The 16,103-nt window shown below is 58.5% G+C and carries 17 protein-coding genes; 9 read left to right on the top strand and 8 right to left on the bottom strand.

Annotated elements, in window-relative coordinates:
• Positions 1-2: 2 nt before the first annotated feature.
• The gene (locus INF61_RS02595; RefSeq protein WP_015571072.1) at positions 3-506 is read left to right on the top strand and encodes a fimbrial protein; all 504 of its coding nucleotides are present in this window, start codon (positions 3-5) and stop codon (positions 504-506) included.
• Here the strand turns inward: INF61_RS02595 and dinG are convergent.
• Positions 493-2,670, bottom strand: a complete 2,178-nt coding sequence (gene dinG, locus INF61_RS02590) for an ATP-dependent DNA helicase DinG (protein WP_015571073.1) — start codon at positions 2,668-2,670, stop codon at positions 493-495. The genes INF61_RS02595 and dinG overlap by 14 nt on opposite strands.
• Before the next feature lie 97 nt (positions 2,671-2,767).
• Positions 2,768-4,150, bottom strand: coding sequence for an ATP-dependent RNA helicase RhlE (rhlE, locus tag INF61_RS02585; RefSeq protein WP_017693771.1), 1,383 nt, complete (start codon positions 4,148-4,150; stop codon positions 2,768-2,770).
• A 204-nt stretch (positions 4,151-4,354) separates the two neighbouring features.
• On the opposite strand from rhlE, the gene cecR reads away from it, so the two are divergent.
• From cecR to INF61_RS02560, 5 genes are read left to right on the top strand one after another with little or no spacing between them, the layout of a single operon-like run.
• Entirely contained in the window at positions 4,355-5,032 is a 678-nt protein-coding gene (cecR, locus tag INF61_RS02580; protein WP_017384928.1) for a transcriptional regulator CecR, read from the top strand.
• Positions 5,029-6,024 carry a secretion protein HlyD gene (gene hlyD / locus INF61_RS02575; protein ID WP_017384929.1) on the top strand — a complete coding sequence of 332 codons (996 nt, stop codon included), beginning with the start codon at positions 5,029-5,031 and terminating at the stop codon, positions 6,022-6,024. Before cecR ends, hlyD begins: the two co-directional genes overlap by 4 nt.
• Positions 6,017-7,756 (top strand): ATP-binding cassette domain-containing protein, encoded by a 1,740-nt coding sequence (locus INF61_RS02570; RefSeq protein WP_047637487.1) that lies wholly within the window; start codon positions 6,017-6,019, stop codon positions 7,754-7,756. The genes hlyD and INF61_RS02570 overlap by 8 nt, the downstream gene beginning before the upstream one ends.
• Positions 7,746-8,879 (top strand): ABC transporter permease, encoded by a 1,134-nt coding sequence (locus INF61_RS02565; RefSeq protein ID WP_165747240.1) that lies wholly within the window; start codon positions 7,746-7,748, stop codon positions 8,877-8,879. The genes INF61_RS02570 and INF61_RS02565 overlap by 11 nt, the downstream gene beginning before the upstream one ends.
• 57 nt (positions 8,880-8,936) lie before the next feature.
• Positions 8,937-10,043, top strand: coding sequence for an ABC transporter permease (locus tag INF61_RS02560; RefSeq protein WP_017384932.1), 1,107 nt, complete (start codon positions 8,937-8,939; stop codon positions 10,041-10,043).
• On the opposite strand, the gene INF61_RS02555 is transcribed toward INF61_RS02560, so the two are convergent.
• On the bottom strand, positions 10,005-10,415 hold the full coding sequence (locus INF61_RS02555; RefSeq protein ID WP_003858499.1) for a YbhQ family protein: 411 nt from the start codon (positions 10,413-10,415) through the stop codon (positions 10,005-10,007). The two genes, INF61_RS02560 and INF61_RS02555, sit on opposite strands and share 39 nt — an antisense overlap.
• Before the next feature lie 133 nt (positions 10,416-10,548).
• Here INF61_RS02555 and INF61_RS02550 point away from each other — a divergent pair, with 133 nt between their 5' ends.
• Genes INF61_RS02550 through INF61_RS02540 form a run of 3 tightly spaced genes read left to right on the top strand, consistent with a single transcriptional unit; the run spans position 10,549 to position 13,507 of the window.
• Entirely contained in the window at positions 10,549-11,310 is a 762-nt protein-coding gene (locus INF61_RS02550) for an endonuclease/exonuclease/phosphatase family protein (protein ID WP_023296149.1), read from the top strand.
• Positions 11,307-12,545, top strand: coding sequence for a cardiolipin synthase ClsB (gene clsB, locus INF61_RS02545; RefSeq protein ID WP_193547500.1), 1,239 nt, complete (start codon positions 11,307-11,309; stop codon positions 12,543-12,545). Before INF61_RS02550 ends, clsB begins: the two co-directional genes overlap by 4 nt.
• The gene (locus tag INF61_RS02540) at positions 12,545-13,507 is read left to right on the top strand and encodes a YbhN family protein (protein WP_193547499.1); all 963 of its coding nucleotides are present in this window, start codon (positions 12,545-12,547) and stop codon (positions 13,505-13,507) included. The genes clsB and INF61_RS02540 overlap by 1 nt, the downstream gene beginning before the upstream one ends.
• A gap of 126 nt (positions 13,508-13,633) precedes the next feature.
• Here the strand turns inward: INF61_RS02540 and INF61_RS02535 are convergent, their stop codons facing one another.
• The 5 genes from INF61_RS02535 to moaB are packed head-to-tail and all read right to left on the bottom strand — an operon-like array spanning position 13,634 to position 16,093.
• Complete coding sequence (locus INF61_RS02535) at positions 13,634-14,341, bottom strand: Bax inhibitor-1/YccA family protein (protein ID WP_015571081.1); 708 nt, start codon at positions 14,339-14,341, stop codon at positions 13,634-13,636.
• 58 nt (positions 14,342-14,399) lie between these two features.
• Positions 14,400-14,852, bottom strand: coding sequence for a molybdopterin synthase catalytic subunit MoaE (gene moaE / locus INF61_RS02530; protein WP_015571082.1), 453 nt, complete (start codon positions 14,850-14,852; stop codon positions 14,400-14,402).
• Between the two features lies 1 nt (position 14,853).
• Positions 14,854-15,099 (bottom strand): molybdopterin synthase sulfur carrier subunit, encoded by a 246-nt coding sequence (moaD, locus tag INF61_RS02525; protein WP_003858510.1) that lies wholly within the window; start codon positions 15,097-15,099, stop codon positions 14,854-14,856.
• Positions 15,092-15,577, bottom strand: a complete 486-nt coding sequence (moaC, locus tag INF61_RS02520) for a cyclic pyranopterin monophosphate synthase MoaC (RefSeq protein ID WP_017384934.1) — start codon at positions 15,575-15,577, stop codon at positions 15,092-15,094. The genes moaD and moaC overlap by 8 nt, the downstream gene beginning before the upstream one ends.
• Positions 15,578-15,580: 3 nt before the next feature.
• Positions 15,581-16,093, bottom strand: a complete 513-nt coding sequence (gene moaB / locus INF61_RS02515; protein WP_015571084.1) for a molybdenum cofactor biosynthesis protein B — start codon at positions 16,091-16,093, stop codon at positions 15,581-15,583.
• Positions 16,094-16,103: the final 10 nt, after the last annotated feature.

Below are 16,103 nucleotides of genomic sequence, written 5' to 3'. Positions count from 1 at the left end.
ACATGAAAAAGACAATCGCGTTTCTGGCGGTGGGCTTACTGGCCCAGGCTCACGCAGACGACATTCAGATCCAGATGACGGGAAATATTTACGCCAATACCTGCGTCATTGACAGCGCCAGCCGCAACCTGACGGTGGACTTAGGCCAGGCGGTGTCGGGCAGTTTTAGAGACGTGGGGGATACCGGCGAGTGGAAAGACTTTTCCCTGTCAGTATCGCACTGCCCAGCCACGCTGGCGCTTGCCACGGCCTTTTTCTATGGCCAGGCAGACAGCGTGCATCCGACCAAATTTGCCAATATCGGTAGCGCAAAGGGACTGGCGCTGGAGCTGGCAGACCGACAGGACAAAATACTGATTGCCCCGCAGGCCGCCTTTAACGCCGCCATCAATCCGAGCGACCACACGGCAACCTTTCCTCTGTCCGCACGCTACTACGCCACCTCAATGCCCGTCACTGCCGGGACGTTCAGCAGCGTGATTCAGGTGACATTCACTTACCAGTAGGACCGCGCCTCTTTGCACGGATGCTTTTTGTACGCCCGGCAGAGGGTTTTGCCGGGCGTTTTTTTACCTCCGGCACTTCTGGCTGCTCAATCGGGAAGATCGGCAGCGCATTCAGCAGCCGCTGGCCATAGTTTTTGGTAAGCAGGCGTTTGTCATAAATCACCACCTCGCCCCAGCAGCCGTGGCTACGGATCAAGCGCCCGACCTGCTGGATCAGGTTAAACGACGCCGCAGGCAGGCTTTGCACTTCAAACGGATAACGGTTAAGGCTTTTCAGCCATTCGCCTTCGGTGATCACCACCGGGCTGTCGATGGGCGGGAAGGCAATTTTATGGATATGCACCTGCGTCAGGTAGTCGCCTTTTAAATCCAGCCCTTCCGCAAAGGACTGTAGCCCCACCAGCACGCTACGCTCGCCGTTATCAATGCGTTTACGGTGGGTTTCCACCAGCCGATAGCGCGGCTGATCGCCCTGCACCAGCAGGAGTAAGCGCAGATCGGTGACGTGCTCCAGGAAGCGTTGCATCGCGCGGCCGCTGGCAAACAGCACCAGCATACCGGGGTATTTTTTACTCTCAACCTGCTCGCGGAAGTAGGCCGCCATTTCCGCAATATGCTGCTCTTCGTTATCGATAAGCGGCTCATAGTTCATGCGCGGGATCACCAGCTTGCCCTGCTCACAGTGGTTGAACGGCGAGTCCAGGGCCACAAAACGGTCCCCCGCTTTCTCTTTCAGGCCGCTCATTTCCTGCAACCTTGAGAAGCTGTTCAGTGAACGCAGGGTCGCCGACGTCACTACCACGTGCGGCACGCTGCGCCAGATCAGCTTTTCCAGCTGATCGGCCACGCGGATGCCCACGCAGTGGAAGAACAGATGTACCTGTCCGTCTCGCACTTCGCGGGTGGCCCACTTTGTCACTGGCGCCCCGGACGCCTGCGCCATCGAGGCCAGCCGCCAGAGTTTGCTCTGCGCCTCAAACATGCCCAGCGCGCGGTTCATTTGCAGCAGAATGCGGTGCAAGCGCACCACGTCATGGGTACCGGTTTTCTCGCTGAGATCGTTTAAGAACATCTCCGCCAGCCCGCGCAGCTTTTCAAGGTGCTTCGCCAGCTGCTGGCAAATCTCCATCACTTCCTGTGGCAACTCACCCATCGCAAAGCGGTGTTCCGCTTCCTGGGTGGCGGGGAGATACAGGTTGAGAATGTTATTCAGCGAGGCGATGAGGCCGTACACCTCTTCACAGTGCTCGCTCAACCGCTCCGGGACCGCCAGCGGCGGCGTGGTTTTCGGGCGGAACTGCTCCATGCAGGTTGCCACCAGCTTGCAGAACAGATCGAGTTGCAGGCGAAACCACGGGGCGGTAATTTCCGCACTCATCTCCAGCGCATCCCGCGCCACGTCGGGCAGATGATGACCTTCATCCAGCACCAGCAGCAGGTTTTTGGGCTCCGGCAGGACCGCTTCACTCTCCAGGGCAGCCATCACCAGCGCATGGTTGGCGACAACCACCTCCGCTTCCTGAATCTCACGCCGGGCGACAAAGAACGGGCACTCGCGATAGTAATGACAGTTGCGGTTCAGGCAGCTCGCTTTATCGGTGCTGAGCCTGCGCCACAGGTCGTCGCCGATCGCCTGACTGGTGTGATCCCGCAGGCCGTCCCACCTGTAGCCGTCGAGATCGGCCTTTAGCTTTGCGCACTGCTCCTGCTCCGCCTTGTTGTTTGGCGTCAGCTCGTCATCAAGAAACGCGAGCAGATCCTGCTGGGAGGGTTCACTGCTGGCCAGCGCCGCCAGATTGCGCGGGCAGACGTAGCGCCCGCGACCAAAGGCGGCGGTGAACCGTAAATCGGGGATAATTTTGCGCAGCAGCGGCAAATCTTTGCTGAAGATCTGATCCTGCAAGGCCACGTTAGCGGTACTGACCACCAGCGTTTTGTCTTCTTCCCGCGCGATGGCAATGCCGGGAATGAGATACGACAGGGTTTTCCCGACGCCGGTCGGGGCTTCAATCGCCAGATGTCGTCCGTCGTCCCCGGCGAGCGTTTTGGCCACGTCGGCAATCATCTGCCGCTGCGGGGCTCGGGGGATAAAGTCGGGGATCTGCTGTTGTAGCGCCTTATACCATGCGCCAATTTGCGCCTTGAGCGCAGCGGTTAAAGCCATCGGAAAACCTGAAATACTGTATAAACAGCCACTATTGTGGCACTTTCTCTCCGCTGCCGCAAAAAGAAAAGCCCGGCTTTACGACCGGGCTTCCAGATTACTGCGGGTTAGCAGGTTTACGCGGGCGGCGTCGGCGCTGCCCCTCGCCTGCCGGTTTCCCTTCGCCGCTACGCCACGGGTTTTCACCGGCTGGTTTGCTGTCGTTATTACGACGCGGCGGTTTGCCCGAAGATTTCGGCGCGCCACCTTCGGCACGACGCGGCTGCTGACCGCGACCGCCGCCGCCCTGACCGCGACCGCCGCCCTGACGACCGTTCTGAATTGGCTCAGCTTTGATCGACGGGTCCACTTCATAACCCGGGGTCTCAATGCGCGGGATCTCTTTCTTCAGCAGGCGTTCGATGTCGCGCAGCAGCTTGTGTTCATCCACGCAGACCAGAGAGAGCGCTTCCCCGGTTGCCGCCGCACGGCCGGTACGGCCGATACGGTGCACGTAGTCTTCCGGCACGTTTGGCAGCTCGTAGTTCACCACGTGCGGCAGCTCTTCAATGTCCAGGCCACGGGCGGCGATGTCGGTTGCCACCAGCACACGTATGTCGCCGGATTTAAAATCAGCCAGCGCGCGGGTACGCGCACCTTGACTCTTGTTGCCGTGGATCGCCGCGCTGCGAATACCGTCTTTATTGAGCTGTTCCGCCAGGTGGTTAGCGCCGTGCTTGGTGCGGGTAAAGACCAGTACCTGCTGCCAGTTGCCCTGGCCGATCATCTGGGAGAGCAGTTCCCGCTTGCGCTTCTTATCCACAAAGTGCACGTGCTGCGTCACCTGCTCGGAGGCGGTATTGCGGCGCGCGACTTCCACTTCCAGCGGGTTATGCAGCAGCTTTTCCGCCAGTGCCTTGATCTCGTCGGAGAAGGTTGCCGAGAAGAGCAGGTTCTGACGACGCGTCGGCAGCTTCGCCAGCACGCGGCGAATATCGTGGATGAAGCCCATATCCAGCATACGGTCGGCTTCGTCCAGCACCAGAATTTCGATGTTATCGAGCTTCACCGCGTTCTGGTGTTCCAGATCCAGCAGACGCCCCGGCGTTGCCACCAGCACGTCCACGCCGCCGCGCAGCTTCATCATCTGCGGGTTAATGCTTACCCCGCCGAAAACCACCAGCGAACGAATGTTGAGGTAGCGGCTGTATTCACGCACGTTCTCGCCAATCTGGGCCGCCAGTTCGCGGGTTGGGGTGAGGATCAGCGCACGCACCGGACGACGGCCTTTGGCGTGCGGCTGGTTTTTTACCAACAGCTCCAGCAGCGGCAGGGTAAAGCCCGCGGTCTTACCGGTACCGGTCTGCGCGCTTGCCATCAGGTCACGGCCCTGCAAAACGGCCGGAATGGCCTGCTGCTGGATAGGGGTTGGCTCAACGTAGCCCTGCTCTGCGATGGCGCGCAGAATTTCCGGGTTCAGACCAAGGGAATCAAAAGACATAAAAACTCCGAACCGCCCCGACCATCACAGGTGTAGTTTTCAGGGAGATATAACGAATAGAAGGACAAAAACCACAATGTCGCGAAGGAGCGGAGTGTAGCAGCTTTTGTGACGTGGCGCATAAAATATCCCCGGCCATGACTCGACGTTTGCGCAAATCAGGCATAATCTTAATCAATCGATTGATTAATTTTTAATGCTGCTATGAATACAACCCCAACGACAACCAAAGGCGAACAGGCGAAAAGTCAGCTTATCGCCGCCGCGCTGGCGCAGTTTGGCGAGTATGGTCTGCATGCCACCACGCGGGATATCGCCGCTCAGGCCGGGCAGAATATTGCGGCCATCACCTACTATTTTGGCTCAAAAGAGGATTTATACCTCGCCTGCGCCCAGTGGATCGCGGATTTTATCGGCACCAGCTTTCGCCCGCACGTGGAAGAAGCCACCGCGCTGTTCAGCCAGCCAGAGCCTGACCGGGCTGCCATCCGCCAGCTGATCCTTAACGCCTGTCACAACATGATCCGCTTGCTGACGCACGACGATACGCTGAACCTGAGCAAATTTATCTCCCGCGAGCAGCTCTCCCCCACTACAGCGTACCAGCTGGTGCACGATCAGGTGATCGCCCCGATGCACAGCCATCTGACCCGGCTGATCGCCGCCTATACCGGACGGGACGCCAGCGATACCGACACCATTTTGCATACCCACGCCCTGCTGGGCGAAGTGCTCGCCTTCCGTCTGGGGCGTGAGACCATCCTGTTACGTACGGGCTGGACACAATTCGATGAGGATAAAGCCGCGCAAATTAGCCAGGTCATTACCTGTCACGTTGATCTGATCCTGCAAGGCTTAACGCAAAGGAGCCAGAAGTCATGAAAAAACCTGTCGCCATCATTCTGGTGGTTGTTGTGTTACTTGCTGCGGGAATCGGTGGCTGGCTGTGGTATCAGAGCCAGCAGGATCGTGGCCTGACGCTGTACGGCAACGTGGATATCCGCACCGTGAACATGAGCTTCCGCGTCGGCGGACGGCTGGCCTCGCTGAACGTTGACGAAGGCGATGCCATCAAAGCCGGGCAGACGCTGGGAATGCTGGACAAAGCCCCGTTTGAGAACGCGCTGATGCAGGCAAAAGCAGGCGTTTCCGTCGCACAGGCGCAATACGACCTGATGCTGGCGGGCTACCGTGACGAAGAGATCTCCCAGGCGGCCGCTGCCGTTAAGCAGGCAAAAGCCGCCTATGACTATGCGCAGAATTTCTATAACCGTCAGCAAGGCTTATGGAAAAGCCGCACTATTTCCGCCAACGACCTGGAAAACGCGCGCTCATCCCGCGACCAGGCGCAGGCGACGCTGAAATCTGCCCAGGATAAGCTAAGCCAGTACCGCACCGGTAACCGTGCGCAGGACATTGCCCAGGCGAAGGCCAGCCTTGAGCAGGCGCAGGCGCAGTTAGCCCAGGCGGAGCTGGATCTGCACGACACCACGTTAATCGCCCCGTCTGACGGCACGCTGATGACCCGCGCCGTGGAGCCGGGCAGCATGCTCAGCGCGGGCAGCACCGTGTTAACGCTCTCCTTAACCCGTCCGGTGTGGGTGCGCGCTTACATTGATGAGCCAAATCTTGGCCAGATGCAGCCGGGCCGCGAACTGCTGCTCTATACCGACGGTCGCCCGGACAAGCCGTATCACGGCAAAGTGGGCTTCGTCTCCCCTACCGCCGAGTTCACGCCAAAAACCGTTGAAACCCCGGACCTGCGTACCGACCTGGTGTATCGCCTGCGCATCATCGTCACCGATGCGGACGACGCGCTGCGTCAGGGCATGCCTGTTACCGTGACCTTAAACGACGGGGAACGACATGAATGATGCGGTTATCCAGCTCAACAATCTGGTCAAACGCTTCCCGGGAATGGCCAAACCGGCGGTCGCACCGCTGAATTGTACGATTCAGAAAGGCTATGTGACCGGGCTGGTGGGGCCGGACGGCGCGGGTAAAACCACGCTGATGCGGATGCTGGCGGGATTGCTGAAGCCGGATGAAGGCAGTGCCAGCGTGCTTGGCCTCGATCCGATCAAAGACGACGCGGCGCTCCACGGCATGCTCGGCTATATGCCGCAGAAGTTTGGTCTGTACGAAGATCTGACGGTAATGGAAAACCTCAACCTGTATGCCGATCTGCGCAGCGTTACCGGCGAAACCCGGCAGAAAACCTTCCAGCGTCTGCTGGCGTTTACCTCCCTCGGCCCGTTCACCGACCGGCTGGCGGGCAAACTTTCCGGCGGGATGAAGCAGAAGCTGGGGCTGGCCTGCACGCTGGTGGGCGAACCGAAGGTGCTCTTGCTGGATGAACCCGGCGTGGGCGTGGACCCGATTTCCCGCCGCGAGCTGTGGCAGATGGTGCACGAGCTGGCGGGTGACGGCATGCTGATCCTCTGGAGTACCTCTTACCTTGATGAAGCAGAGCAGTGCCGCGACGTGCTGCTGATGAATGAAGGCGAACTGCTCTATCAGGGCGAACCCACCGAGCTGACGCAAACCATGGCCGGGCGCAGTTTTCTGCTGCACAGCGCGCAGGAGTCCAACCGCAAGCTGCTGCAACGGGTACTGAAGCTGCCGCAGGTGAGCGATGGGATGATTCAGGGCCGTTCGGTGCGCGTGATCCTCAAAAAAGAGACTACCGCCGACGATATCCGCCGTGCGCAGGGTATGCCTGAGATCGACATGACAGAGACCGCGCCGCGCTTTGAAGATGCGTTTATCGATCTGCTGGGCGGGGCGGGAACCTCAGAATCACCGCTTGGCGCCATCCTGCACACGGTGGAAGGCACGCCGGGCGAAACGGTCATTGAAGCGAAATCGCTCACCAAAAAATTCGGCGATTTCGCCGCCACCGATAACGTCAATTTTGCCGTGAAGCGCGGCGAGATATTTGGCCTGCTCGGGCCGAACGGCGCGGGGAAATCGACCACCTTTAAGATGATGTGCGGCCTGCTGGTGCCGACGTCCGGCAAGGCACTGGTGCTGGATATGGATCTGAAAGTCAGCTCCGGCAAGGCGCGCCAGCATCTCGGGTATATGGCGCAGAAGTTTTCGCTGTATGGCAACCTGACGGTCGAGCAGAATCTGCGCTTTTTCTCCGGCGTGTACGGCCTGCGCGGGCGGGCGCAGAACGAAAAAATCCGCCGCATGAGCGACGCCTTCGCGTTAACCAACATTGCGTCCCACGCCACCGACGAGCTGCCGCTCGGCTTTAAGCAGCGGCTGGCGCTGGCCTGCTCGCTGATGCACGAGCCGGATATTCTATTTCTTGATGAACCCACTTCTGGTGTTGATCCCATTACCCGCCGCGAGTTCTGGCTGCACATCAACAGCATGGTGGAAAAAGGGGTGACCGTGATGGTGACCACCCACTTCATGGACGAGGCGGAGTACTGCGACCGCATCGGGCTGGTGTATCGCGGCAAGCTGATTGCCCACGGCACGCCGGACGACCTGAAAAACCAGGCCGCCGACGACGCACAGCCAGACCCGACCATGGAGCAGGCGTTTATCACCCTCATCCACGACTGGGATAAGGAGAATGCCCATGCACAGTAATGCGATTTCGTGGCGCAGGGTGCGCGCGCTATGCATTAAAGAGACGCGCCAGATCGTGCGTGACCCCAGCAGCTGGCTGATTGCGGTGGTGATCCCCCTGCTGCTGCTGTTTATTTTCGGCTACGGGATTAACCTCGACTCCAGCAAGCTGCGGGTCGGGATTTTGCTGGAGCAGCAGAGCGAAGAGGCGCTGGACTTCACCCACGCCATGACCGGCTCGCCCTACATCGATGCCACCATCAGCGACAACCGGCAGGAACTGATCCAGAAAATGCAGGCCGGAAAAATTCGCGGTCTGATCGTCATTCCGGTCGATTTTGCCGCCAATATGGCACGCCCGGGCGCCGATGCGCCAATTCAGGTGATCACCGACGGCAGCGAGCCGAACACCGCCAACTTCGTGCAGGGCTATGCGGAGGGTATCTGGCAGCTCTGGCAGATGCAGCGCGCCGAAGACCGGGGGGAGGAGTTTGAACCGCTGATTGACGTGCAGACGCGCTACTGGTTTAACCCCGCCGCCATCAGCCAGCATTTTATTATTCCGGGGGCGGTCACCATCATCATGACGGTGATTGGCGCGATCCTCACCTCGCTGGTGATCGCCCGCGAATGGGAGCGCGGCACCATGGAGGCGCTGCTCTCGACCGAAGTGACGCGCGTCGAGCTGCTGCTCTGCAAGCTGATCCCCTACTACTTCCTCGGCATGCTGGCGATGCTACTGTGTATGCTGGTCTCGGTATTTATTCTTAGCGTGCCGTACCGCGGCTCGCTGGTGCTGCTGTTCTTTATTACCAGCCTGTTTTTGCTCAGCACGCTGGGGATGGGACTGTTAATTTCCACCATCACCCGCAACCAGTTTAACGCCGCGCAGGTGGCGCTTAATGCCGCCTTCCTGCCGTCGATTATGCTCTCCGGCTTTATCTTCCAGATAGACAGTATGCCGGCGGTGATCCGCGCCGTGACGTACATCATTCCGGCGCGCTACTTTGTGAGCACCCTGCAAAGCCTGTTCCTGGCGGGAAATATTCCGGTGGTGCTGATTATCAACACCCTGTTTTTGCTGGCGTCGGCGGTGATGTTTATCGGGCTGACGTGGATGAAAACGAAAAGAAGATTAGATTAGCCATCGGATTTTGTAGGTCGGGTAAGCGCAAGCGCCACCCGACAGGAGGACGACGCGATGTTTCACCGTTTATGGACATTGATCCGCAAAGAGCTGCAATCCTTGCTGCGCGAGCCGCAGACCCGCGCCATTCTGGTGCTGCCGGTGCTGCTTCAGGTTGTACTGTTTCCGTTTGCCGCCACGCTGGAGGTCACCAACGCCACCATCGCCATTTACAACGAAGACAACGGCAAGCATTCCGTCGAGTTGACGCAGCGTTTCGCCCGCGCCAAAGCCTTTACCCATGTCCTGCTTCTGGAAAGCCCGCAGGCGATCCAGCCCACCATCGACACGCAAAAAGCATTATTGCTGGTACGCTTCCCGGCGGACTTCTCCCGCAACCTGGACACATTCCAGACCGCGCCGATGCAGCTGATCCTCGACGGACGTAACTCCAACAGCGCCCAGATTGCGGCGAACTATTTGCAACAGGTGGTGAAGGATTACCAGCAGGAGCTGATGGCGGGCAAACCCAAACCCAACAACAGCGAGCTGGTGGTGCGCAACTGGTACAACCCGAACCTGGACTACAAATGGTTTGTGGTGCCGTCGCTGATCGCCATGATCACCACCATTGGCGTGATGATTGTCACCTCGCTGTCCGTGGCGCGCGAACGTGAGCAAGGTACGCTGGATCAGCTGCTGGTCTCACCGCTCGCCACCTGGCAGATATTTGTCGGCAAGGCGGTGCCGGCACTGATTGTCGCGACGTTCCAGGCCACCATCGTGCTGGGGGTGGGAATATGGGCGTACCAGATCCCGTTTGCCGGATCGCTGGCGCTGTTTTACTTCACGATGGTGATTTACGGCCTGTCGCTGGTGGGGTTTGGGCTGCTGATTTCCGCGCTCTGCTCAACGCAGCAGCAGGCGTTTATCGGGGTGTTTGTCTTTATGATGCCGGCGATCTTGCTTTCAGGGTACGTTTCTCCAGTGGAGAACATGCCGGTGTGGTTACAGGATTTGACGTGGATAAACCCGATTCGTCACTTCACGGATATCACCAAGCAAATCTATCTGAAGGATGCGAGTCTGGATATTGTATGGGGAAGTTTGTGGCCGCTACTGGTCATCGCGGCCACAACGGGCTCAGTGGCCTATGCGATGTTTAGACGAAACATCGCGTAGTTTTTTCTCTTTGGTGAGCAATGACACCACCGCAGGCCCTGCGAGGATAGCCAGACCCGCCAGGGCCAGCAGCAGGTTGTTTTGCAGCACGCGTGACAACAGCCATAGGACGATCATTGCCGCACCAAAATACCAGGTGGTGGTGAGCTCTTCGAGCACATCACCCACTTCACGCCAGCGCGCGTCGTGGTGACGCTGTAAAAACAGCATCGACAGCACGGTCACGCCGTAAACCACGCATAACCCTAAGCCGACACGCACCAGCGTGCCGCTCATCCAGCCCATCACCAGTACGGCCACGACCAGTAAATGCAACATTATCTGCCAGCAACTCAAACCGGTTGCGACACGAACGCGTTGTTGCCACTTCATGGCTTCTCTCCTGAAGGATTTTTCTCTGCTAATTCAGACTACCGCACTTTACGGAAAATTCCGTAACGCCGCATCTTTTTGTGACGCCTACTACACTTTATTTTCATCGGGATAGTCACCCAGGAAGGTGTTTATGAGCAAAAAAACGCAGCATTTCTCGCTTAAGGTGCTGACGATAAACATTCATAAGGGCTTCACAGCATTTAACCGCCGCTTCATTTTACCGGAGCTGCGCGACGCGGTACGCACCGTCAGCGCCGATATTGTCTGCCTCCAGGAGGTCATGGGCGCGCACGAAGTGCACCCTATGCATTTCGAAAACTGGCCCGACACGCCCCACTACGAGTTTCTGGCGGATACCATGTGGAGCGATTACGCCTACGGGCGCAATGCGGTCTACCCGGAGGGGCATCACGGTAACGCGGTGCTGTCGCGTTTTCCTATCGAGCATTATGAGAACCGCGACGTCTCCGTTGGCGAGAGCGAAAAACGCGGGCTGTTATACTGTCGTATCACCCCCCCGGCGCTCGATTTTCCCATTCATGTGGGCTGTGTTCATCTTGGCCTGCGTGAAGCCCACCGTCAGGCCCAGCTACAGATGCTGGCAGACTGGACCAATGCGCTGCCGGAGGGCGAGCCCGTAGTGGTGGCCGGTGATTTCAACGACTGGCGACAGCGGGCCAACCATCCGCTGAAGGCGAAGGCGGGGCTGGAGGAGATCTTTACCCGCTCACGCGGTCGTCCCGCGCGGACGTTTCCGGTGCGCTTTCCCCTGCTGCGCCTTGACCGCATCTACGTAAAAAATGCCCACGCCAGCAGCCCGACGGCGCTGGCTTTACTCAACTGGCGACATCTCTCCGACCATGCCCCACTCAGCGCGGAGATCCACTTATGAAATGCACATGGCATGAAGGTAACCGTATTACGCTGCTGGAAAATGGCGATAACTTTTATCCGGCGGTTTTTGAGGCGATTAGCCACGCACAGCAGAAAGTCTTTCTCGAAACGTTTATCTGGTTTGAAGACGACGTGGGCAGGCAGTTGCACAGCGCACTGCTGCATGCCGCCCGTCGCGGTGTAAAAATCGAGGTTCTGCTCGACGGATATGGTTCGCCGGATCTCAGCGACGAATTTGTTAACGAGCTCACCGCCGCAGGGGTGGTGTTCCGCTATTACGATCCCGGCCCGCGTCTGTTCGGCATGCGCACCAACCTGTTCCGTCGAATGCACCGCAAAATTGTGGTGGTGGATGAAACGGTGGCCTTCGTTGGCGGCATTAACTACTCCGCCGAGCATATGTCGGATTACGGTCCCGAAGCTAAACAGGACTACGCGATCCGTATCGAAGGGCCGGTGGTTCAGGACATCCAGCTGTTCGTGCTGGAAAACTTACCCGGCAAAGAGGCCGCTCGCCGCTGGTGGCGACGCCGTCATCGCCCGGAAGAGAACCGCAAGCCCGGCGAGGCGCAGGCGCTGTTCGTCTGGCGGGATAACGAGGAGCACCGGGACGATATCGAGCGTCATTACCTGAAGATGCTGGCGAACGCGAAGCGCGAGGTGATTATCGCCAACGCCTATTTCTTCCCCGGTTACCGGATTTTGCACGCCATGCGCAACGCGGCCCGACGCGGCGTGAGCGTGAAGCTTATCGTGCAGGGTGAGCCCGATATGCCAATTGTGAAGGTCGGCGCGCGTCTGCTCTATCGCTATCTGGTCAAAAGCGGCGTGCAGATCTATGAATATCGCCGCCGCCCGCTGCACGGCAAAGTCGCCGTGATGGATGACCACTGGGCGACCGTTGGCTCCAGCAACCTCGATCCGCTGAGCTTATCGCTCAATCTGGAAGCGAACCTGATCATCCACGATCGCCAGTTTAATCAGACCCTGCGCGATAACCTTCAGGGTCTTATCAATAAAGACTGCGTGCGTGTGGATGAGTCCATGGTGCCGAAACGGAGCTGGTGGAACGTGGGCATCGGCGTGGTGGTGTTCCACTTCCTGCGCCACTTCCCGGCCATGGTGGGCTGGCTGCCCGCGCATACGCCGAAACTGGCGCTGGTGGATCCGCCTGTGCAACCCGAAATGGAAACCCAGGACCGCGTAGAGGCGGAAGATGGAGGGAAAACCTGATGTCGAAATCTCATCCTCGCTGGCGGCTGGCGAAAAAAATCCTGACCTGGCTGTTCTTCATTGCCGTCGCGGTCCTGCTGGTGGTGTATGCCCAAAAGGTGGACTGGGAAGAGGTGTGGAAAGTTATTCGCAACTACAACCGGACAGTCCTGCTGGGGGCCGTTGGGCTGGTGATTGTGAGCTACCTGATGTACGGCTGCTATGACCTGCTGGGACGTGCCTACTGCGGACATAAGCTTGCCAAACGGCAGGTTATGCTGGTGTCATTCATCTGCTATGCCTTTAACCTGACGCTGAGCACCTGGGTGGGCGGGATTGGTATGCGCTATCGCCTGTACTCCCGCCTTGGCTTACCGGGCGGCACCATCACGCGTATTTTCTCCTTAAGCATCACCACCAACTGGCTGGGGTATATCCTGCTGGGCGGGGTGATTTTCACCATCGGCGTGGTGCAGCTGCCTGCGCACTGGTACATCGATGAGGCTACCCTGCGCATCCTGGGCATCGTACTGCTGCTGATCATCACCGCCTACCTGTGGGCCTGCGCCTTTGCCAAACGTCGTCACATGACCATTAAAGGCCAGAAGCTGGTGCTGCCGTCATGGAAGTTTGCCGTCCTGCAAATGGTGGTTTCCAGCGCTAACTGGATGGCGATGGGGGCCATTATCTGGCTGTTGATTGGCGAAGATGTGAACTACTTCTTCGTGCTGGGCGTGCTGCTGGTAAGCAGTATTGCCGGGGTGATTGTGCATATTCCGGCGGGTATTGGCGTACTGGAGGCGGTGTTTATCGCGCTGCTTGCGGGGGAGCATGTGTCTCACGGGACGATTATCGCCGCCCTGCTCGCGTACCGCATGATCTACTACTTCCTGCCGCTGGCGCTGGCAACGGTCTGTTATCTGGTGCTGGAGAGTCGGGCGAAGAAGCTGCGCGCGAAGAACGAGAGGATGTTGGCGAAGTGAGTTGTGTCGGGTAGCGCTGCGGTCTGATGCCCTCACCCCGGCCCTCTCCCACGGGGAGAGGGAGAAAAGCCCGCACCGTGCAATCCCCTCTCCCTGAGGGAGAGGGTTAGGGTGAGGGGGAAATAACTAGCGACGGTTGCCGAAGATACGCAGCAGCATCAGGAACAGGTTGATGAAGTCCAGATAAAGCGTCAGCGCGCCCAGAATCGAGTATTTGCGCAGGTTTGAACTGTCGCGAACATCAATTTGTTCACCGATGTTTTTCAGCTTCTGGGTATCGTAAGCGGTTAAGCCCACGAAGATCACCACCCCGATATAGGTCACCGCCCACATCAGCGCGTCACTCTTCAGCCACAGGTTCACCAGCGACGCCAGCACAATCCCAATCAGCCCCATAAACAGCATGTTGCCGAAGCCGCTCAGGTCACGTTTGGTGGTGTAACCGTACAGGCTCATCACACCGAACATCCCGCCGGTCACCACAAACGTGCTGGCGATGGAAGAGTAGGTGTAAACGATGAAAATACTGGAGAGCGTCAGCCCGGTCAGCGCCGAATAGAGCATAAACAGCGTGGTCGCCATACCCGCGCTGAGCTTGTGCACCAGCCCGGAGAGCACGAACACCAGCGCCAGTTGCGCAATAATCAGCCCAAAGAAGGTGATTTTGCTTGAGAAGATAAACATCATCAGTTCAGGCGTATTTGCCGCATACCACGCGATAAACGCGGTAAGCAGCAGGCCAACCGTCATCCAGCCATACACCTGAGCCATGTAGGTTTGCAGCCCGCTACGGGTCTGCTGAACTATCGAATCGGAACGCGGAAATCGGTCCATGATTCACTCCTGATTAAGTAAACACACACGTTAAGAGTAACACATCCGCGTAAACCAACTACCAACGGCTGGCGGCATGTTTATCGCTGTCGCGTGATTCCACCCAGCGCTCACCTTCCGGCGTCGCTTCACGCTTCCAGAACGGCGCTTTGGTTTTAAGGTAATCCATGATGAACTCCCCCGCCGCAAAAGCACTCCCGCGATGGGCGCTGGTGACGCCGACAAACACAATCTCTTCGCCGGGCCACATTTCGCCGATGCGATGGATAACCGTAACGCGCCCTAGTGGCCAGCGGCCTCGCGCCTCTTCCACAATGGCCGCCAGCGATTTTTCGGTCATTCCCGGATAGTGCTCCAGCGTCAGCGCTTTTACGCTGTCGCCGAGATTATGATTACGCACTTTCCCGGTAAACGTCACGACCGCGCCGTCTTCGTCGCGCCCGGCCAGCCAGTCATATTCCGTGCCCACGTTAAAACGCTCATGGCCGACCAGAATTCGGGTTTCCGTCATCTTAACCCCCTGTGACCGGCGGGAAGAAGGCCACTTCGTCCCCATCGGCCAGCGGGTGGGTCAACTCCACCAGCGTCTGGTTCACGGCGGCCAGCAGTTTGCCTTCGTCCAGCGCCAGCGCCCAGCGGTCGCCTTGCGCCGCCAGATGCGCACGCAGGGCGGCGACATTTTCGAAAGAGCCGTCCAGCGTCAGGCTGTCGGTATTGACCAGCTCACGGACCTGGGCAAAAAAGAGCACCTTAATCATGGCTTTCCACCTTAAAATCACCGGATTTGCCGCCGCTTTTTGCCAGCAGACGCACCGGGCCAATCACCATATCTTTCTGTACCGCTTTACACATGTCGTAGATGGTCAGCGCCGCCACGGAGGCCGCCGTCAACGCCTCCATCTCCACGCCGGTTTTCCCGGTTAAGCGGCACAGGGACTCGATACGCACACGGTTATGCGCCGGCTGCGCCTGCAAATTTACCTCCACTTTGCTGAGCATCAGCGGATGGCAGAGCGGGATGAGGTCCCAGGTACGTTTAGCGGCCTGAATACCGGCGATGCGGGCGGTGGCAAACACGTCACCCTTGTGATGGCTGCCGTCGATAATCATCGCCAGCGTCTCCGGCAGCATGGTGACGAACGCTTCAGCACGCGCCTCGCGCACCGTTTCGGCTTTGGCGGAGACATCCACCATATGCGCTTCGCCAGCGGCGTTTATGTGGGTCAGTTGTGACATAGCTTATTTCTTTAAATGGGGATGAAAATTACACGGACGGGTACGGGCATCCAGCTGCGGGGCAATAATGTTTTCCCACGCGGTGCGGCAGGCTTTGGTCGACCCCGGCATGGCGAAGATCAGCGTCTTATTCGCCACCCCCGCGACGGCACGGGACTGAAGCGTAGAGGTGCCAATCTCTTCAAAGGAGAGCATGCGGAACACTTCGCCGAAGCCTTCCACTTCGCGATCGAACAGCGGGAGCAGCGCTTCCGGTGCCTGGTCGCCTGCGGTAAAGCCGGTGCCGCCAGTGATCAGCACAACCTGGACGTCATCACCCGCAATCCACTGTGAGACCTGAGCGCGAATGGCGTAACGGTTTTCTTTGACGATCGCTTTATCAACAATCTGGTGTCCGGCTTCGTGTGCCGCCTCGCGCAGCCAGTGGCCAGAGGTATCATCCTCTTCACCACGACGTTCGGAAACGGTAAGAATAGCAATGCGTGTCGGGATAAATTCCGCGCTTACCTGACTCATCTTCTGGTTC

The sequence above is a fragment of the Enterobacter cloacae complex sp. P18RS genome, from assembly GCF_014982105.1.
In the GTDB taxonomy this organism is placed as follows: domain Bacteria; phylum Pseudomonadota; class Gammaproteobacteria; order Enterobacterales; family Enterobacteriaceae; genus Enterobacter; species Enterobacter hormaechei_C.
This window is presented reverse-complemented; position numbering and strand designations above follow the sequence as displayed.

Excerpts from the sequence above, each read along its gene's own strand:
- INF61_RS02595 (WP_015571072.1), top strand. The coding sequence starts at position 3 with ATGAAAAAGACAATCGCGTTTCTGGCGGTGGGCTTACTGGCCCAGGCT.
- cecR (WP_017384928.1), top strand. The coding sequence starts at position 4,355 with ATGAATACAACCCCAACGACAACCAAAGGCGAACAGGCGAAAAGTCAG.
- moaB (WP_015571084.1), bottom strand. The coding sequence starts at position 16,093 with ATGAGTCAGGTAAGCGCGGAATTTATCCCGACACGCATTGCTATTCTT.
- INF61_RS02570 (WP_047637487.1), top strand. The coding sequence starts at position 6,017 with ATGAATGATGCGGTTATCCAGCTCAACAATCTGGTCAAACGCTTCCCG.
- clsB (WP_193547500.1), top strand. The coding sequence starts at position 11,307 with ATGAAATGCACATGGCATGAAGGTAACCGTATTACGCTGCTGGAAAAT.
- hlyD (WP_017384929.1), top strand. The coding sequence starts at position 5,029 with ATGAAAAAACCTGTCGCCATCATTCTGGTGGTTGTTGTGTTACTTGCT.
- INF61_RS02550 (WP_023296149.1), top strand. The coding sequence starts at position 10,549 with ATGAGCAAAAAAACGCAGCATTTCTCGCTTAAGGTGCTGACGATAAAC.
- INF61_RS02535 (WP_015571081.1), bottom strand. The coding sequence starts at position 14,341 with ATGGACCGATTTCCGCGTTCCGATTCGATAGTTCAGCAGACCCGTAGC.
- dinG (WP_015571073.1), bottom strand. The coding sequence starts at position 2,670 with ATGGCTTTAACCGCTGCGCTCAAGGCGCAAATTGGCGCATGGTATAAG.
- moaE (WP_015571082.1), bottom strand. The coding sequence starts at position 14,852 with ATGACGGAAACCCGAATTCTGGTCGGCCATGAGCGTTTTAACGTGGGC.
- INF61_RS02565 (WP_165747240.1), top strand. The coding sequence starts at position 7,746 with ATGCACAGTAATGCGATTTCGTGGCGCAGGGTGCGCGCGCTATGCATT.
- moaC (WP_017384934.1), bottom strand. The coding sequence starts at position 15,577 with ATGTCACAACTGACCCACATAAACGCCGCTGGCGAAGCGCATATGGTG.
- rhlE (WP_017693771.1), bottom strand. The coding sequence starts at position 4,150 with ATGTCTTTTGATTCCCTTGGTCTGAACCCGGAAATTCTGCGCGCCATC.
- INF61_RS02540 (WP_193547499.1), top strand. The coding sequence starts at position 12,545 with ATGTCGAAATCTCATCCTCGCTGGCGGCTGGCGAAAAAAATCCTGACC.
- INF61_RS02560 (WP_017384932.1), top strand. The coding sequence starts at position 8,937 with ATGTTTCACCGTTTATGGACATTGATCCGCAAAGAGCTGCAATCCTTG.
- moaD (WP_003858510.1), bottom strand. The coding sequence starts at position 15,099 with ATGATTAAGGTGCTCTTTTTTGCCCAGGTCCGTGAGCTGGTCAATACC.
- INF61_RS02555 (WP_003858499.1), bottom strand. The coding sequence starts at position 10,415 with ATGAAGTGGCAACAACGCGTTCGTGTCGCAACCGGTTTGAGTTGCTGG.